Source organism: Corallococcus macrosporus, assembly GCF_017302985.1.
Classification (GTDB): Bacteria; Myxococcota; Myxococcia; order Myxococcales; family Myxococcaceae; genus Corallococcus; species Corallococcus macrosporus_A.
The window spans coordinates 112,039-128,721 of sequence record NZ_JAFIMU010000009.1; the positions used below are offsets into that span (position 1 = coordinate 112,039).

At 70.9% G+C, this 16,683-nt stretch carries 14 protein-coding genes; 7 read left to right on the plus strand and 7 right to left on the minus strand.

Annotated elements, in window-relative coordinates; translation table 11 throughout:
• Positions 1-53: 53 nt before the first annotated feature.
• From JYK02_RS28475 to cglC, 6 genes are all read right to left on the minus strand, one after another.
• Complete coding sequence (locus tag JYK02_RS28475; protein WP_347402605.1) at positions 54-1,274, minus strand: hypothetical protein; 1,221 nt, start codon at positions 1,272-1,274, stop codon at positions 54-56.
• An 81-nt stretch (positions 1,275-1,355) separates the two neighbouring features.
• Entirely contained in the window at positions 1,356-1,832 is a 477-nt protein-coding gene (ybaK, locus tag JYK02_RS28480; RefSeq protein ID WP_014398345.1) for a Cys-tRNA(Pro) deacylase, read from the minus strand.
• Positions 1,833-1,839: 7 nt separating this feature from the next.
• Positions 1,840-2,982: a 5-(carboxyamino)imidazole ribonucleotide synthase gene (gene purK / locus JYK02_RS28485; RefSeq protein ID WP_207055749.1), complete on the minus strand. Its 1,143-nt coding sequence runs from the start codon at positions 2,980-2,982 to the stop codon at positions 1,840-1,842.
• Positions 2,979-3,482 carry a 5-(carboxyamino)imidazole ribonucleotide mutase gene (gene purE / locus JYK02_RS28490; RefSeq protein WP_207055750.1) on the minus strand — a complete coding sequence of 168 codons (504 nt, stop codon included), beginning with the start codon at positions 3,480-3,482 and terminating at the stop codon, positions 2,979-2,981. Before purE ends, purK begins: the two co-directional genes overlap by 4 nt.
• 164 nt (positions 3,483-3,646) lie before the next feature.
• The gene (locus JYK02_RS28495; RefSeq protein ID WP_207055751.1) at positions 3,647-5,071 is read right to left on the minus strand and encodes a vWA domain-containing protein; all 1,425 of its coding nucleotides are present in this window, start codon (positions 5,069-5,071) and stop codon (positions 3,647-3,649) included.
• 103 nt (positions 5,072-5,174) lie between these two features.
• Complete coding sequence (gene cglC, locus JYK02_RS28500; RefSeq protein ID WP_207055752.1) at positions 5,175-5,681, minus strand: adventurous gliding motility lipoprotein CglC; 507 nt, start codon at positions 5,679-5,681, stop codon at positions 5,175-5,177.
• A 267-nt stretch (positions 5,682-5,948) separates the two neighbouring features.
• Here cglC and JYK02_RS28505 point away from each other — a divergent pair, with 267 nt between their 5' ends.
• The 7 genes from JYK02_RS28505 to pcnB all read left to right on the plus strand — a co-directional run bounded on the left by JYK02_RS28505 (position 5,949) and on the right by pcnB (position 15,384).
• A complete protein-coding gene (locus tag JYK02_RS28505) occupies positions 5,949-6,776 on the plus strand; it encodes an outer membrane beta-barrel domain-containing protein (RefSeq protein WP_207055753.1) in 828 nt (275 codons plus the stop codon).
• Positions 6,773-7,678, plus strand: coding sequence for an outer membrane beta-barrel domain-containing protein (locus JYK02_RS28510; RefSeq protein ID WP_207055754.1), 906 nt, complete (start codon positions 6,773-6,775; stop codon positions 7,676-7,678). The genes JYK02_RS28505 and JYK02_RS28510 overlap by 4 nt, the downstream gene beginning before the upstream one ends.
• A gap of 6 nt (positions 7,679-7,684) precedes the next feature.
• Positions 7,685-9,748 (plus strand): adventurous gliding motility protein GltC, encoded by a 2,064-nt coding sequence (gltC, locus tag JYK02_RS28515; protein ID WP_207055755.1) that lies wholly within the window; start codon positions 7,685-7,687, stop codon positions 9,746-9,748.
• A 21-nt stretch (positions 9,749-9,769) separates the two neighbouring features.
• Positions 9,770-11,173, plus strand: a complete 1,404-nt coding sequence (locus JYK02_RS28520) for an MFS transporter (RefSeq protein WP_431603509.1) — start codon at positions 9,770-9,772, stop codon at positions 11,171-11,173.
• A 10-nt stretch (positions 11,174-11,183) separates the two neighbouring features.
• On the plus strand, positions 11,184-12,218 hold the full coding sequence (plsX, locus tag JYK02_RS28525; RefSeq protein WP_207055757.1) for a phosphate acyltransferase PlsX: 1,035 nt from the start codon (positions 11,184-11,186) through the stop codon (positions 12,216-12,218).
• Positions 12,215-13,261 carry a phosphatase domain-containing protein gene (locus JYK02_RS28530; RefSeq protein ID WP_207055758.1) on the plus strand — a complete coding sequence of 349 codons (1,047 nt, stop codon included), beginning with the start codon at positions 12,215-12,217 and terminating at the stop codon, positions 13,259-13,261. The genes plsX and JYK02_RS28530 overlap by 4 nt, the downstream gene beginning before the upstream one ends.
• 392 nt (positions 13,262-13,653) lie before the next feature.
• On the plus strand, positions 13,654-15,384 hold the full coding sequence (pcnB, locus tag JYK02_RS28535; RefSeq protein ID WP_207055759.1) for a polynucleotide adenylyltransferase PcnB: 1,731 nt from the start codon (positions 13,654-13,656) through the stop codon (positions 15,382-15,384).
• Between the two features lie 69 nt (positions 15,385-15,453).
• Here the strand turns inward: pcnB and JYK02_RS28540 are convergent, their stop codons facing one another.
• The gene (locus JYK02_RS28540; RefSeq protein ID WP_207055760.1) at positions 15,454-16,659 is read right to left on the minus strand and encodes a DNA polymerase IV; all 1,206 of its coding nucleotides are present in this window, start codon (positions 16,657-16,659) and stop codon (positions 15,454-15,456) included.
• Positions 16,660-16,683: the final 24 nt, after the last annotated feature.

Consider the following 16,683-nt stretch of genomic DNA (forward strand, 5'->3'; position numbering starts at 1 on the left):
ACGGGGCCTCCCGGGAGCCCGGGGCGGGGAGGCCCTGACAGCCTCCCCAGGTCCTATTCCCCCTGAATCCGCTGGATTTCCGGCACCTTGGCGCCGTCGGACGCGATGGGCGCCGGATCCACGGGCGTCACGGGGACACCCTCCACCGGCGCCACCTGGGTCAGCGTCACCTGGGCCGCGACCGCGTCCATCGCCTGGCCCTCCTCTCCCTGGGCAGTCGAGAGGGCACGGAACCGGCGGGCCAGCGAGGCCAGCTCCGCCGCCTTCAGTTGGGCCTGACCGCTGCGCAGCGACAGGAGCGCCACGCGCGCGCGCTCCAGCAGCGCCACCTCCGCGCGAAGCCTCGCGAGGATGCGCTCCCGCCGCTGACGCATGTCCCCCAGCCGCTCCACCTCTTCCGCCAGCGACGCCGCCGCGGCCTCCAGTTGCCGGCGCGCCACCGCGTCCGTGCTCGCACGCGCGCTGCGCTCCAGGCTGTCTCGCTCGGCCTGCAGCTCCGCGGCGGCGCGCTCCTCGAGCTGCGCCTCCACGCCGGCCCACTCGGACGCCAGCTCCACCGCGCCCTTCGTGATGCGCGCCAGCGTGCGGGCCAGCTCCTCGCGCGCGGGCTCGCGGGGCAGCTTCGCCAGCGACTGGCCGCATTGGCGGTAGAGGTTCAGCGCACGCTCGGACAACGTGAGGAAGTCACCGGACAGCTGGGGCAGCAGCTCCTCCGCGCGCGCCTCCACCGGGTCGGCCGTGAGGCCCAGGTGCGCCGCGATGGCGCCCAGCCCCACGAAGAGGCCCACGATGCCGCCCACCACCGACGCCGCCAGCAGCGTGGGCGTGGCCACGGACGCGAGCCGCACCGACAGGATGTTCGCCACCACGCCGCCCGCCAGCGTGAGCCCCGCGCCCAGCACGGCGCCCAGGCCGTAGTGCACGAGGGTGGGGCGGGCCTCCGCGACCTGACCCTCCTCGCCCAGGTCGTTGAGGCGGGAGCGCACCAGCAGGGCCCCCGCGGCCGCGCCGCTCGTCGCCACCGTCCACGCGGGCGACAGGCCCAGCCCGTAGGGCAGCCCCACCAGCAGCAGGCCCAGGCCACTCAAGAGGCCCCGGTCCCACCTGTCACCGCGCGCGCACGCCAGCACCACCGCGGCGGGGACGAGCCACGTCAACGGCACCGGCAGGCCCACGCGCAGGCCCAGCCACTGCACCAGGCCCGCCCCGGCGCCGGCGGCCAGCGCGCGCGTGACGGTGTGCTCGAAGGCTTCGCGGTGGTGGAATTGCAACACGGCGGCATTCATCGGGACACCCCGGGAACGGCCTCACGGGCCGGGAATGTCCCTTCGAACGCGCGACGCGCTGAAAAAGGTCTACGCCTTCGGACGCGAGATGGGTCCCGGCTTTCCCTTCGTCACGCGAAGGTAGTCCGCCGGGGCGAGGACGATCTGCGTCCCGCGCACCCCGGCCGACACGGCGACCTCGTCGAACAGCTCCAGCGTCTCATCCACGAAGACGGGGTAGTCCTTCTTGCCCCCCAGCGCGGTGACGCCGCCCCGGATGTAGCCCGTCAGCGGCTGGAGTTCCTTGAGGGGGACGGTGTCCACCTTGCGGTCGCCGGACAGCCGCGCCAGCGCCTTCAAATCCAGCTCCGCGTTGCCGGGCACCACCGCCATCAACACGCCGGTGCGGTCCCCCTTGGCCACCAGCGTCTTGAAGACCTGCTCCGCGGGCATGCCCACCTTCGCGGCCACCGTCTCCGCGGACAGGTCGTCCGGATCCACGTCGTAGTCGCGCAGGCTGTACGCGATGCCGAGCGAGTCCAGGAGCCGGGCGGCGTTCGTCTTCATGGGTGCGTCACATCCCCAGGGCGGCGGCGGCGGCCTTCACGCGCTGGAGCGCGTCCTCGGGCGTGCTTCCCACCGCGGACAGGTGGCCCATCTTGCGGCCCTTGCGCGCGTCGCGCTTGCCGTACAGGTGCAGCCGGACGCCGGGCATCGCCAGCGCCTGCGCGAACCGGGGCCCGCCTTCCTTCAGCCACAGGTCGCCCAGCAGGTTCACGATGGCCGCGGGGCGCACCACCTCCACGGAGCCCAGGGGCAGGTTGCACACCGCGCGCACGGCCTGCTCGAACTGGCTGGTGAGGCACGCGACTTCCGTCGAGTGGAAGCTGTTGTGCGGCCGGGGCGCCACCTCGTTCACCAGCAGCGAGCCGTCACCCAGGAGGAACATCTCCACGACGAGCAGCCCCTCCACCTTCAGCCCGGAGGTGATGTCGCGCGCCACCTGCGACGCCTGCGTCAGCACGGCCTGGGGCAGCGGGCCCGGCAGCAGCGACCACGCGAGGATGCGCTCCTCGTGGTGGTTGAACGCGGGCGGGTACACCGCGAGCTGCCCATCCGGGCCGCGCGCCACCAGCACGGACAGCTCCGCCTTCAGGTCCAGCGCGGCCTCCACCACCACGGAGCGCTCGCCCAGCTCCTTCCACGCGACGGCCGCCTCGGAGGCGGACTTCACCTCGTACTGGCCGCGCCCGTCGTAGCCGCCCTCGCTGGACTTGATGAAGCACCTGCCGCCCAGCGCGGTGATGGCCGCGGACAGCTCCGCCTCCGAGTTCGCCTCGCGCCACGGGCCCAGCGGGAAGCCGCCCTTCGCGAGCCAGGCCTTCTGCCGGCCGCGGTGCTGCACCACCTCCAGCACGGAGGCGCCGGGCCGCATGGGCGCGTGCCGGGCCACCGCGTTGAGCGTGCCGAGCGACACCTTTTCAATCTCCAGCGTCACCACGTCGCACTGGCGCGCCAGGTCCTCGGCCGCCGCCGTGTCCGTGAAGGACGCGGTGAGGCAGCGGTCCACCACGTTGCGCGACGGGCACGCCGAGTCCGGATCCAAGGCCTGCACCTGGTAGCCCAGCGTGCGCGCCGCGAGCGCCATCATGCGCCCCAGCTGGCCGCCGCCCAGGATGCCCAGCGTTCCTCCGGGAAGCACCATGGGGCCGCTCATCCCGCCACCTCGCGGTGCGCGAGGACTTCATCCGTGCGCGCCTTGCGCCAGGCGGCCAGCCGCTCGCGCAGCTCCGGGTACTTCAGCGCCAGGATGGCCGCCGCGTGCAGCGCCGCGTTGGCGGCCCCCGGCTTGCCAATGGCCTGCGTGCCCACCGGGACGCCCTTGGGCATCTGCACGATGGAGAGCAGCGCGTCGAAGCCGGAGAGCACCGTGGTGGGCATGGGCACGCCCAGCACCGGCAGCAGCGTCTTGCTGGACACCATGCCGGGCAGGTGCGCCGCGCCGCCCGCCGCGGCGATGATGACGGACAGGCCGCGCGACTCCGCCGTGGACGCGTACTCCATCATCCAGTCCGGCGTGCGGTGCGCGGACACGACGCGCACCTCATGCGGGATGCGCAGCTCGGCGAGGATGTCGATCGCCGGTTGCAGGTGTTCGAGGTCGCTTCTGCCGCCCATGATGACCCCGACCCACGGGGTGCTCGCGCTCGCCGCCATGCTTGTCCGCGCCTCCAGTGCGCCCTGCTTCCAGGGGGTGAAGCCTGGAAGAACGCGGAGATAGGGCCACGCGATTCCGGAGGTCAACCGCGAAGATGTGACGTCGCGATGAAGGGCGGGCGGGGGGACGGGCGCCGCCCCCTCGCACGCCCTGGCCCCGACACTCAGTACGTCGAGCCCATGCGCCCGAAGCTCTTGAGCGCCTTCACCTTGCTGTTCTTCACGGCGGCCTTCTGGGCTTCTTCCGTCTGGGCGTCGTCGTATTCCTGCATCGCGCGGGCCTGGTCGGCCTGATCCGCCGCCACCGCCGCCGCGCCCGCCACCGCGCCCGCCTCCATGAAGAGGGCCTGGTTCTGGGACAGGTAGCCCTTCGCCTCGTCCTTGCGGCCCTGGCTCATCGCCTCCGCGGCCTTCTGGAGGTTCTGCGCGCTGCGGGCCCGGGCCGCGTACACCGTGGCCTCCTTGTCCTGGCGCTGGACGACCTCTTCACGCACGTCGGTGGCCACCGCGGCCAGCGTGGACTGGTCCTCCACGTTCTTGTGCACGAGCAGGTCCGTGTACGCGACCTTCAGCCCCGCCACCTGCACGGACTGGCCCGCCGCCGTGCCCGTCACGTGGAGGCGCGCCACCACGCGCTCCACCTGGCCCGCGGAGAAGTCCGGCAGCGCCACGCGCACGGTGTTGCCGGCCTGGTGCGCGCGGTAGCCCAGCACCTCGTCCAGCGTCGTGCCCGGGGGCAGCTCGAAGGACAGCTCCACGTTGCGCGCCACCGCGGTGGTGGCCTGCTGCAGGTCGCGCTGGAAGAGGGTGGACAGCTTGCTTGCGTCCTCGAGGAAGCCGTACGCGCCGGCGCCGTACTCCGCGAAGGCCTGCATCAGGTCCTCGTTGAAGTCCGTGCCCACGCCAATGGAGCTCACCGTGATGCCGGAGGCGCGGATCTCCTTCACCACGCTCTTGAGCCCCTCCTCGTCGGACACGCCCTCGGTGGGCTGGCCGTCGCTCATCAGGATGAGGCGGTTGACGCTGGCCCCGTTGCCCATGGCGGACGCCAGCTGCGTGCGGCCCACCATCAGCCCCGAGCTGATGTTGGTGCCGCCGTCGTCCCAGATGCCGTCGATGAACTGGAGCATCCGCTCGCGGTTGCCCGCGGTGGCCGGCAGGGACGGCAGGCTCTTCACGTCACTGCCGTAGTGAACGATGGCCAGCCGGTCCTCGTCGCGCAGCAGCGTCACCAGGTGCCGCGCGGCCTGCTTCGCCTGCTGGAGCTTGTAGCCGCTCATGGACCCGGACCGGTCGATGACCACCGCCAGGTTCACCGGGCTGCGCTTCGCCCCGGGGACCTCCGCGCCGGTGAGGTCCACCGTCACGTACGTCTCCGAGGCGCCCACCGGCACGTAGGGATGCGACAGGCGGCTGGTGACCTGGAGGCTGCCGGAGGACGAGCGCGGCCCCGGGGCCGGCGTGGGCGGGGCGGGCTCCACGACGGCGGCCGGCGGGACGGGCAGCAGGCTGCGCTGGGGCAGGCCCAGCACCAGCGCGGTGAGGGCGAGGCCACCAGCCAGGCCGAGGAAGAGGACCGTACGATTCATGGCAGGGCTCCAGAGGCGTTTGGAAACGCGGGCCCTGCCTTTACGAACGGGGCGCGCGAAAAGGTCTAACCCTTTCGCGCGAGGCGACTGTTCAGTGCGCCGTTCAGGTGCCCGACGCGGCCGGCACGGAGCCCGCGCAGAAGTAGGGCGAGTTGTTCTCGCCGAAGGTGCGGCGGTAGAAGCTCTCGTCGGCGGCGCGGATGGCGTCCAGCGTGTCCTGATCCAGCAGCAGGGGCCGGCACGTCATGCGGTCCTTGAGGCCCACCTCCACGTCGTCCACCGTGCGGGTGATTTCGCAGCCGGTGGTGGTGCCCTGCACGCACTCCTTGCTGCAGTAGCCCAGGGCCGGCGCCTCCGGATCCGTGCTGCGGGGGCTCTGGTCGTCACGCACGCAGATGAGGTCCTCGCACTCCAGCGAACCGAAGGAGATGAAGTCCTGCTCCGCGGCGATGTCCTTCTCCTTCACCTCCACGACCTCGCGGCCCTGTGCCTCCTGCTCCTCGGCCGTGGCCTTGCGCACCAGGGTGCAAGGCTTGCCCAGCTCGGTGGTGACGTCGCAGCCTCCCATCAGGAGGACGGCGGACAGGAAGAGCGCGGATCGCACGAACATCTTTGAGACCTCTAGGAAGGATGGAAACAGGGCGCCTGGGGGGAGGGCGCCGGAACCTCGAAACGGTAGCACACCGCTTCTTCGCGCCAACCACTGACCCGCGGGGAGCGAGCGCAGTGGAATTGTGAAGGGATACGGGAGGAATACAGAGGAGGCAGGCGCATCGTGGCGGTTGATGGTTGGGAATACGACCGATAGGATGGTCAGGCTGATGTCATGCTGCCTTCCGGTGGCAGTACGTTCCCTCCCCCCACGGAGCGCCCGGACTTGAACCGCCCCACGCTGCTGCTTGCGCTGAGCCTGATGTGGCCCGCGCTGGCCCCCGCCCAGAACCAGGAAGGCATGGGCCTCGATCTGACCGAGGATGCCCAGGCCAAGCCTCCCGAAGAGAACCCCGCGCCGCCGCCGGACGAGGAAGCCCGCCCCGCGTCGCCGCCTGCCGCCACCCCAGCGAAGGAAATCCCGGTCGAAGCGCTGATGCCGCTCACGGACATCACCCAGGACGACCGGGTGAAGAGCGTTCAGCGCAAGGTCTACCTGAAGAAGAACCGCCTGGAGATCTCACCGTTCGTGAGCCTCTCCGTGAACGACCCGTTCTATTCGAAGTTCGGCGGTTCGCTCCGGGCGGCCTGGTACCTGTCGGACACGCTGGCCGTCTCCGCGCGCGGCTCGTTGATCCAGGTGCTCCCGTCGGATGACGTCCGCACGGCGAAGCGCACCTTCAACGCGAAGATCTACAACTCCGTGCCGAACTGGTCCGCCATGGGTGACCTGGAGTGGGCGCCGCTCTACGGCAAGGTGTCCTTCCTCAACTCCATCCTCCACTTCGACGGCTACCTGCTGGGCGGCATGGGCGTGGTGAGGACGGAGACGTCCGCGCTGCCGGAGCGCGGGCTCAACCCGGCCTTCGACCTGGGCCTGGGCATGCGCTTCGTCACCAAGGACTACCTGGCCGTCAACGTGGCCCTCATCAACACCTCCTATGTGGATCAGCCCCTGGGCAGCAGCAAGGGCGCCATCCAGAACGTCATGACCCTCAACGCGGGCATCTCCATCTTCCTGCCCCTCAAGTCGACGGGGAGGGAGTCCGAATGAAGCCCGCCTTCCGTCTGCTCCTGACCCTGTGCGCGGGCGTGCCCGCGCTCGCCTCCGCCGCCGACCAGGCCCCCGCGCCCGCTCCGGCCGCCGCCGCTCCGGCGGCTCCGGCTCCGGCGACCCCGCCGCCCGCGGCCGCCGCCCCGGCGCCGAAGACGGCCGCCAACTCGAACCCGCCCAACACCTCCCAGGAGGAGGAAGCGGGCGACGTGTCCGAGGTGGACAAGGACGCCCTGGGGCCCCTTCGCGAGCGCATCCGGCCGGTGTCCGGCCACATGTTCCTCAAGAAGGGCCGCTTCGAAATCAGCCCGTCCGCGTCCATCACCATCCGCGACGCGTTCTTCAAGAAGTACCTCTTCGGCGGCACCGTCACGTACTTCCCCATGGAGACGCTGGGCGTGGGGCTGCGCGGCGGCTACGCGCTGAACTCCGTGGCGGGCTCCGCGCAGATCTGCACCTTCACGCCGGGCGAGGACGGCGACACGCGCGGCTGCCGCGCGCCCACCAAGGGGGAACTGGACGGGTACGCGCCCGGCCAGATGACGATGATGGGCGGCGTGGACGTCCAGTGGGCGCCCATCTACGGCAAGCTGTCGCTGCTGGCGGAGAAGTTCGTCCACTTCGACATGTACGGCGTCGTGGGCGCGTCCGTGGTCCAGTACAAGGGCCCGGCCGAGTCGCTGACGGATGGCTCGCCCGCGGCGGGCAGCAAGTCGTACCTCACGGCGGGCGGCAACGTGGGCGTCGGCCTGCGCTTCTTCTTCAACCGCTGGATGACGCTGCGCACGGAGCTGCGGGACGTCATCTACTCGGAGAAGGGCCGGGACCCCACGCCCAACTACCTCCGCAACCAGATCCTGTTCGAGCTGGGCCTGTCCTTCTTCTTCCCCTCCGGTTCCTAAAGACTCATGCGCACCCACCGGTTCCTCCGCCTCGCCGTCCTCGGGCTCACGCTCGCGTACACGGCCCCCACGCTGGCCCAGTCCTTCGAAGGGCTGGACCTGGCGGGCCAGTCGAAGAAGAAGAAGAAGGGGTCGTCTTCCAAGGCCTCCTCCAAGAAGAAGACCACCGCCAAGCGCGGCAAGGGCAAGACGGCCGCTCCGGCCGAGGACACCTCAACCGAGGAGTCCTCCACCGCCACCAGCGCGCCCGCGGCCGCCCCCGTGGGCAACCCGGCCACGCCTCCCGCGGCCATCTCCACGACGCCCGCGCCCACGGCGGCGCCCGCCGCGCCCGCCGCGAAGCCCACGCCGCCCGCGAAGCCGGCGCCCCAGGGCAGCCCCGGCCTGGGGCTGGACCTCACGGGTGACAACGACAAGCCGCCCGCGCCCACGATGACGTTCGACGCGGTGGACGTGTCCGGCAAGACGGCGGACCGCCAGCGCCTGGACGCGGCCATCAGCCTGTTCAAGAACGACGAGTACGAGAAGGCCGCGATGGCCTCCCACGAGCTCCTGGGGGACCCCAAGCTCCAGGGCCTGCACGTCGAGGCGCGCTACGTGCTCGCCAAGTCGCTCTACCGCATGGGGCTGTACCACTCGTCGCTGGGCGAGTTCTCCAAGATCCTCGCGGCGGGCCCGTCCACGAAGTTCTTCAAGACGAGCCTGGAGTGGCTGTTCTTCATCAGCCGCAAGACCCAGAACGAGACGGTCATCCTGGATGAGATCGCCCGGTACGCGAACTACGAGTTCCCGGAGAAGTTCCGGAACGAGTTCCGCTACCTGCTGGCGCGCTACCACTTCGTGCGCGGCCGCGCGCTGGATCAGGTGGGCCAGACGGAGAACGCGGACAAGTCGTTCGAAGAGGTGAAGCGCCTGGCGCTGACGATTCCCCGCACGGATCCGTTCTACCCGCGCGCGAAGTACCTGGAGGGCCTGGCCTTCTTCCGCAACGGCACGGCCCACAAGGACGCGGCGGCCAAGCGCGGCAACACGGACGTCATGGCGTCCGTGGAGGCGATGAAGGAAGTGGTGCGCCTCACCCGTCCGCAGGCGGGCCGCACCGGCGAGCAGGCGAAGCTGGACAAGTCGCTGCGCGAGCTGGCCTTCATGCAGCTGGCCCGCACGCACTACGGCATGCAGCAGAACCGCTTCTCCATCTTCTATTTGAACAAGGTGGAGCGCGGGAACACGCAGTGGCTGGAGGCCCTCTTCGAGTCCTCCTGGGCCAACTACCGCATCGGCCAGTACGAGCAGGCGCTGGGCAACCTCATCACCCTGTCGTCGCCCTTCTTCCGCGAGGAGTACTTCCCGGAGGCGCTCATCCTGAAGGCGGTCATCTATTACGAGAACTGCCGCTACCGGGAGTCCAACCTCATCCTCCAGGACTTCGAGCGCACCTACCTGCCCGTGCACGACGAGCTGGACGCGCTGGTGAAGAAGAACATGGAGGCCTCCGAGTACTACACGGTCCTCGCGGACGTGCAGAAGAAGAACAAGGACGGCCTGGAGAAGAACGGCACGGACGTGCTGCTGGAGCGCATCCTGCGCCTGGCCCTCACGGATCAGGACCTGAAGAAGACCAACGACTCCATCCTGGAGCTCGAGGGTGAGATGGACCTGTTCTCCAACAAGGGCGACACGTTCAAGTACTCGGAGCTGACCAAGCAGCTGCTGGAGGAGCTCAAGGTCCAGCGCACCAGCCTCATCTCCAAGGCCGGCATCATGGCCAAGGGCAAGCTGGAGTCGGAGCTGGGCGCGCTCAAGCTGCTCCTGGCCAACGGCCTGCGCATCAAGTTCGAGACGACCACCAAGGAGAAGGAGTTCCTGGAGGAGCAGCTCAAGGCGGGCGGCCGCACGGCCATCGTCAAGAAGTACAAGTACTCCGTGGCGGTGGCGGACGATCAGCTCTACTGGCCCTACGAGGGCGAGTACTGGCGTGACGAGCTGGGCACGTACCAGTACACGATGACCAAGGGCTGCATCGAGCGCGACACGGCCAACCGTCAGATCCAGTCCGCCGAGGCGATGTAGACGCCCAACGCTGAGAGTGGGATTCTTCCCGGCCGCCGGAGCGCCCCATACGCGCGCTCCGGCGGTCTTGTCTTTTCCAACGGTCCCAGCAGGGACGACGGGAGTGCGAAGTTGGCTCGGGAGGCGTCGCTGCGGGTGGTGTTCGGCATCGCCGTCCTGGACCTCATCGGGTTCGGCATCCTGATTCCGCAGCTGGGCGTGTACGGCGTGCGCTTTGGCGCTTCCCCCTTCGCGGTGGGGCTGCTCGTCGCGGTGTACTCGCTGATGCAACTGGTGGCGGCGCCCGTCATGGGGCGGCTGTCGGACCGGTTCGGCCGGCGGCCGGTGCTGCTCGTGTCCCAGGTGGGCTCGCTCGCGGGCTACGTGCTGTTCGCCTTCGCGCACACGCTGCCCCTCCTGTTCCTGTCGCGCGTCATCGACGGCATCTCCGGCGGCAACGTGTCCACGGCGCAGGCGGTGGTGGCGGACATCACCCGGCCGCACGAGCGCGCCCGGGGCATGGGCATCATCGGCGCGGCGTTCGGCCTGGGCTTCGTGCTGGGGCCCGCGCTGGGCGGCGTGCTGGGGGCGTGGGGCGGCAACCTGGCCATTGGCCTGTTCGCGGCGGGGCTGTCCGCGCTGAACCTGCTCAACACCTGGTTCTTCCTGCCGGAGACGCGCAAGCCCGGCTCGCCGTCCGCCACGTCGCGCACCCTCAAGGGCGCCCTGTTCGCGCTGACGCTGCCCGTCGTGGGCCGGTGCGTGGTGCTGGTGCTGCTCTACACGGTGGCCTTCGCGCAGATGGAGGGCACCTTCTCCGTGTACCTGCTGACGCGCTTCCTCTCCACCGGGCCGGTGCCGCTGGAGGGCGGGTGGCTGGTGCACGCGGTGCATCCGGACGCGGCCATCCTGAAGGAGGCCAGCCTGCGCTCCGGGGCGCTGTTCGCGGTGGTGGGCGTGCTGTCCGCGCTGGTGCAGGGCGGGCTGGTGCGCCGGCTGGTGGCGCCGGGGCATGGCGCGGCCGGACCTGAGACCGCCGGTGGCCCGGGGGGCAGGGGAGGGCGCGAGGCCCCGGTGGCCGTGGTGGGCTTCGGGCTGACGGCGGCGGGGCTGGCGCTCCTGCCCGTGGCGCCGTCGTACGGGTGGCTCTTCCCGGTGATGGGCCTGTTGGCGGTGGGGTCCGCGCTGGTGACGCCGTGCCTGTCCGCGCTGGTGTCGCTGCATGCGCCGTCCGAGCGGCAGGGGGCGGTGCTGGGGGCCTATCAGGCGTCGGGGTCGCTGGGACGCATCATCGGGCCCGCGCTGGGCGGGCTGCTCTTCACCCGGCTGGGCCCGACGGCCCCCTACGGGACGGGCGCGGTGCTGGTGGCGCTGGGTGGACTTTTGGCACTGTCCCTGGTGACACAGGTGCGAATGTCCGGAGCGGGCGCGGAGCAAAGCTCATAGGATGGGGACCATGGTGGGCAAGCCGCAGCACATCACCATCGCGTTCGACGTGATGGGGAGCGATCACGGCCCGGCGGAGGTGGTGCGAGGCGCCGCCCAGCTCTCGCTGGAGTCTCCGCACATCCACGCGCTGCTCGTGGGGGACCGGCCGGTCATCGACGAGGCCCTCGCGGGCATCAAGCACAACGGGGAGCGCATCTCCGTGCACCACGCGGGTGACTACGTGGGCATGGACGAGAAGCCCGGCGAGGCGCTGGCGCGCAAACCCGAGTCCTCCGTCGCGGTGGCCGCCCGGCTGGTGGCGGAGGGCGAAGCGCACGCGCTCGTCTCCGCGGGCAACACGGGCGCGGGCGTGCTCGCGTGCAAGCGCCACTTCCAGCTCATCCCCGGCGTGCGCCGCGCGGCCCTGGCCACGGTGTACCCGACGCGAGGCGTGCGCGGCGCGAAGCAGGACCCGTTCAGCCTCATCCTCGACGTGGGCGCCACGGTGGAGGCCACCGCGGAGGACCTGGTGGCGTTCGCCGTCATGGGCAGCGCCTACGCGCGCATCATCTCCCGCAACGAGCGGCCCAAGGTGGCGCTGCTCTCCAACGGTGTGGAGCCCCAGAAGGGCCCGCCGCGCGTGGTGGAGGCGCACCAGCGGCTGTCGCAGATGGCGGGGCTCAACTTCACGGGGAACGTGGAGGGCATCGACATCCCGCGCGGCACCGTGGACGTCATCGTCACGGACGGCTTCGTGGGCAACGTGTGCCTGAAGATGCTGGAGGGCGTGCACGACACGGTGATGGAGCTGGCCCAGTACGCCTACAAGGAGAGCCTGCGCTGGCGCGCGGGCCTGGCCATGCTGTCCTCCGGCATCGAGCGGCTGAAGGACATCACCGACTGGGAGCAGTACGGCGGCGCGCCCATCCTCGGGTTCGACCGCATCTTCATCAAGGCGCACGGCCGCTCCAGGGCGCGCGCCATCGCGAACGCGGGCAAGGTGGCGGCGAAGGCGGTGGCGAACGAGCTGGGCACCGCCATCCAGGAGGGCCTGGCGAAGTGAGCCTGCCGGACCGCATCGACCCGCGTCCTCCTCGCCGCATCTACCGGTGGGACCTGGACAAGACGTACCTCCAGACGGACTTCGAGTCGTTGCGCGACCTGTTCCGCACCGCCTTCCAGAAGGCCCATGAGAAGGTCGCCGTGCCGGGCGCGTCCGCCCTCATCCGCGAACTGGCGGAACAGGGGGACTCGCGGCTGTGCATCGTGTCCGGCAGCCCCAAGCAGATGCGCGCGGTGCTGGAGGAGAAGCTCAAGCTGGACGGCGTCCAGTGGGATGAGTTCGTCCTCAAGGACAACGTGGGCAACCTCTTGCGCGGGCGCTTCCGGGCCCTGCGCGGACAGGTGGGCTACAAGCTGCCCGCCATCCTGGAGAGCCGCGTCAACGCGCCGGTGGAAGCGGAGGAGGTGCTCTTCGGCGACGACGCGGAGGCGGACGCGTTCATCTACTCGCTCTACGCGGACCTCATCGCGGGGCGCGTGGACGAGCGCGTGCTGACCCAGGTGCTGGAGGCGGGCGGGGTGTACCCGGACGACGCCGCCCGGGTGCACGAGGCGTGGAAGAAGATCCCCATCGCGGATCCGGTGCGGCGCATCTTCATCCACCTGGACCGGCTGACGCCGCCCGCGCACTTCACGCCCTACGGCCCGCGCGTGGTGCCCATCTTCAACTACTTCCAGGCGGCGCTGGTGCTGCTGGCGGACGGCCACCTCACGGCGCCGCAGGTGCTGAAGATCGCCGTGGAGATGGTGCAGACGGCGGGGCACAACATCATCACGCTGTCGAACTCGTTCCAGGACCTGCTGCGGCGAGGACTGCCGCTGCAGCAGGCCGCCATCGCGCTGTCGCAGGCGATGGAGGGGCCCAACGCGCTGCTCAAGGCGATGCGGCCCGTGCCGGACATCCTGGCCGCGTTCAGCAAGCGCCTGGCCGCGCTGGGCACCCAGCCGCCTCCGCCGCGCGTGCAGGCGGTGGACTACGTGTCGCTCATCTCCCACGCGCTGCCCCGGACCCACAAGGGGCGCACCCTGAAGCCGCAGACCTGAGCCCCGGGCCCTCTTGGTGCCTGGCCGCCTGCCCGGGGGCCGGTCCAGCGGCCCGGGTCCCTGGAACGCCCGGCCCTGACCCCGGATGGGGTGGGGACGGGTGTTGTCCAGTGGAAGCGCCTTTCCCTGTGGGCAGCAGGCGCACGGAGGGCGGGCGGGGGGCCCCAGGCGAACCCCCGACGTCCCTGAAGAATGTCCTTAAGCGCGACCCCCATGGGTGGGAGGATGCGTGCTAGACGGCTGCCCTTCCGAGGCGAATGACGCGAGACCCGACCCATTTCCCGCCCCATGGCGGAACGCTGCCAGCCGCGCCCGGAGACGACGCGCGCGGAGAGGCCTCCTTCGAGGCGGCAGCGGCCGAGGCATCCGGGTCCGCGCACGAGGTTCTTCCCATGTCTTCCCCCCTGGACCTGACCGGCCCCGAGGAGCGCACCGAGCGCACCGAGGCCCAGGCGCCCGCGGACTCCGCCGAGCGCCCCAGCGAGCACGAAACCCCTTCCCGGGCCCCCGAGGCCTCTTCCGAACCCTCCTATTCCGCGGACGCGGGCGAGGACGACGGGTTCGATGACGACGACGACTCCGAGGACGCCGGCCCCGAGGTCAGCGACGAAATCCGGGCCGCCACCGAGGCCCTGAAGGCCGCGGAGGCGGAGGACGCGCAGGCCGCCGCCGAGGCGGGTGACGAGGCCGAGGAGCCCGAGGCCGTCATCCTGGAGCCGGAGCCCGAGCCCGCCGCGAACGAGCCGGAGCTGCAGGCGCCCACCACCACGCGCACGGGCGAGCCCGCGGAAATCGACCCGGACGAGATGGATCCGGACGCGCTCAAGGTGGTGCTGCGGCTGCACCAGCACGGGCACCAGGCGTACCTGGTGGGCGGCTGCGTGCGCGACCTGCTCCTGGGCAAGAAGCCCAAGGACTTCGACGTGGCGACCAGCGCCCACCCGGGCGAGGTGCGCGCCATCTTCCGCAACTGCCGGCTCATCGGAAGGCGCTTCCGGCTGGCGCACGTCTACTTCAAGGGCGGGAAGATCGTGGAGGTGTCCACCTTCCGCGCGAACCCGACGGAGCTGGAGCCGGCGGCCGGAGCGGCGGGGGCGCCGGGTGCGGAAGACGGGCAGGGCGGCGAGGATCTCCTCATCACCCACGACAACGTGTTCGGCACCGCGCAGCAGGACGCGCGCCGCCGCGACTTCACCATCAACGGCCTGTTCTACGACGCGGCGGAAGGCCGGGTCATCGACTACGTGCGCGGCCGGCGCGACCTGGATGAGCGCTTCATCCGGACGATTGGCGACCCGGAAATCCGCATGCGCGAGGACCCGGTGCGCATCCTGCGCGCGGTGCGCTTCGCGGCGAAGCTGGACCTGGACATCGAGTCGCGCACGTACGCGGCGATGGAAGGCGCGGTGGAGGACCTGCCGCGCTGCGCGCCCGCGCGCCTGCTGGAGGAGACGTTCCGGCTCATCCGCGGCGGCGTGTCCGCTCCGGCGCTGAAGCTGCTGGCGGCGCTGGACGCGCTGAAGATCCTGCTGCCGCCGGTGGACGCGTACCTGCGCGAGCACGGCAAGGAAGGCGAGAAGACCTTCTACGCCTTCGCGCAGGCGCTGGATAAGCGCGTGTCCGCGGGCGAGGTGCTGGACGACGCCATCCTGCTGGCGACCCTGCTGGTGCCCATCAGCCGCGCGCAGCCGCCGCCGGACGACTCGCAGGACGAGGGCCGCGCGTCGGTGTCGCGCGTCATCGAGGACCTGCTGGCGGGCTTCGTGGAGTCCGCGCGCCTGCCGCGCCGCATCGCCGAGCGCTGCCGCATGCTGCTCCTGATGCAGCGCACGCTGACCGGGGAGCGCCGCCGCAAGACGGGCGCCTTCCGCCGCCACCCGCTCTTCAACGAGGCCCTGGCCGTCTTCGCGATGACGGTGGAGGCCACGGGCGAGGGCCGCGAGGCGCTGGAGGCGTGGCAGGCCGGTGAGGTGCCGCCGCCGCGCGCCGGAGCGAACGGCAACGGGGACGCGGAAGGCCCCCGCCGCAAGCGCCGCCGTCGCCGTCGCCGCCGTTCCGGCAACGGAAGCGGAGAGGGCGGCGGTTCAGGCGCCTCCTCCGGTTCCGACGCCGGCGAGGGGTAGTTCCCCTCCGGAACTGTTGAAGCGAAAGGGCTGGAGCGCTCACGTGCTCCGGCCCTTGTCGTGTCCGCGCTACCGCTTCGGCTTGTCGGGGGGCTTCTCGGAGCGCGGGTCGTCGTTGTCGGACGCCTCCGCCCCCGCGATGTCCGCCATGGTGATGGCCTTGCTGCCGAAGCGCGCCGCGATGCGGTCCATGGCCTCGTTCAGCTTCGACGACTTAGGCGCCGCCGCCGGGAACAACCCGAGCTGCGCCTCGTCCTCGTCCAACTGCACGCTCACGCCCGTGAGCCGCAGGGCCTTGCCCTCGTGGGCCTTCTCCAGCAGCTCCAGCGCCGCGCGGTAGATGACCTGCCCGTCGTCCGTCGCCTCGCGCAGCGTGGTGCGCCGGGTGATGAGCGTGAAGTCCGCGAACTTCAGCTTGAGCTGCACCACGCGGCCCTTCAGCGACGCGCGCCGCAGCCGCCGGGCCACCCGCAGGGCCTGCGCGTGCACGTGCGGCTTGAGCACCTCCACTCCCGTCAGGTCCTCCTCGAACGTGTCCTCCGCGCCCACGCTCTTGGCCGCCCGGTCCGGCACCACGTCCCGCGCGTCGATGCCGTGCGACAGCTCCCACAGGTGCCGGGCGCTGGACGCGCCGAAGCGCTCCTCCAGCCACGAGACGTCCCGCGCCGCCACGTCCCCAATCGTGACGAGCCCCGCGCGCTTCATCGCCTCTTCCGTCTTGGGCCCCACGCCCCACAGCCGAGACACCGGCAGCCCCGCGAGGAAGGCCACCGTCTCCTCCGGCCGCACCTCGCGCTGGCCGTTGGGCTTCGCCAGGTCCGAGGCAATCTTCGCCACGAACTTCGCCGTGGCGATGCCCGCGGACGCCGGCAGGTTCAGCTCGTGGGCAATCTCCTTGCGGATCCGCTTCGCGATGTCCGCCGCCGCGCCGAACAGCCCCACCGACGCGGTGACGTCCAGGAACGCCTCGTCCAGCGACAGGGGTTCAATCAGCGGCGTGTACCGCTCGAAGATGGCGAACACCTGCTCGCTGGCCTCCGCGTAGGCGGAGAAGCGCGGCTTCACCACGATGGCGTGCGGCGCCTGCTTCACCGCGCGCGCCATGGGCATCGCGCTCTTCACGCCGAAGGGGCGCACTTCATAGGACGCGGCCACCACCACGCCGCGCTGTGCATGCCCGCCAACGATGACCGGCTTGCCCCGGAGGGACGGGTTGTCGCGCTGCTCGACGGACGCATAGAAGGCGTCCATGTCCACGTGGAGGATGGCTCGCATGGCGTGAGTCACTCTAGTGGCCCC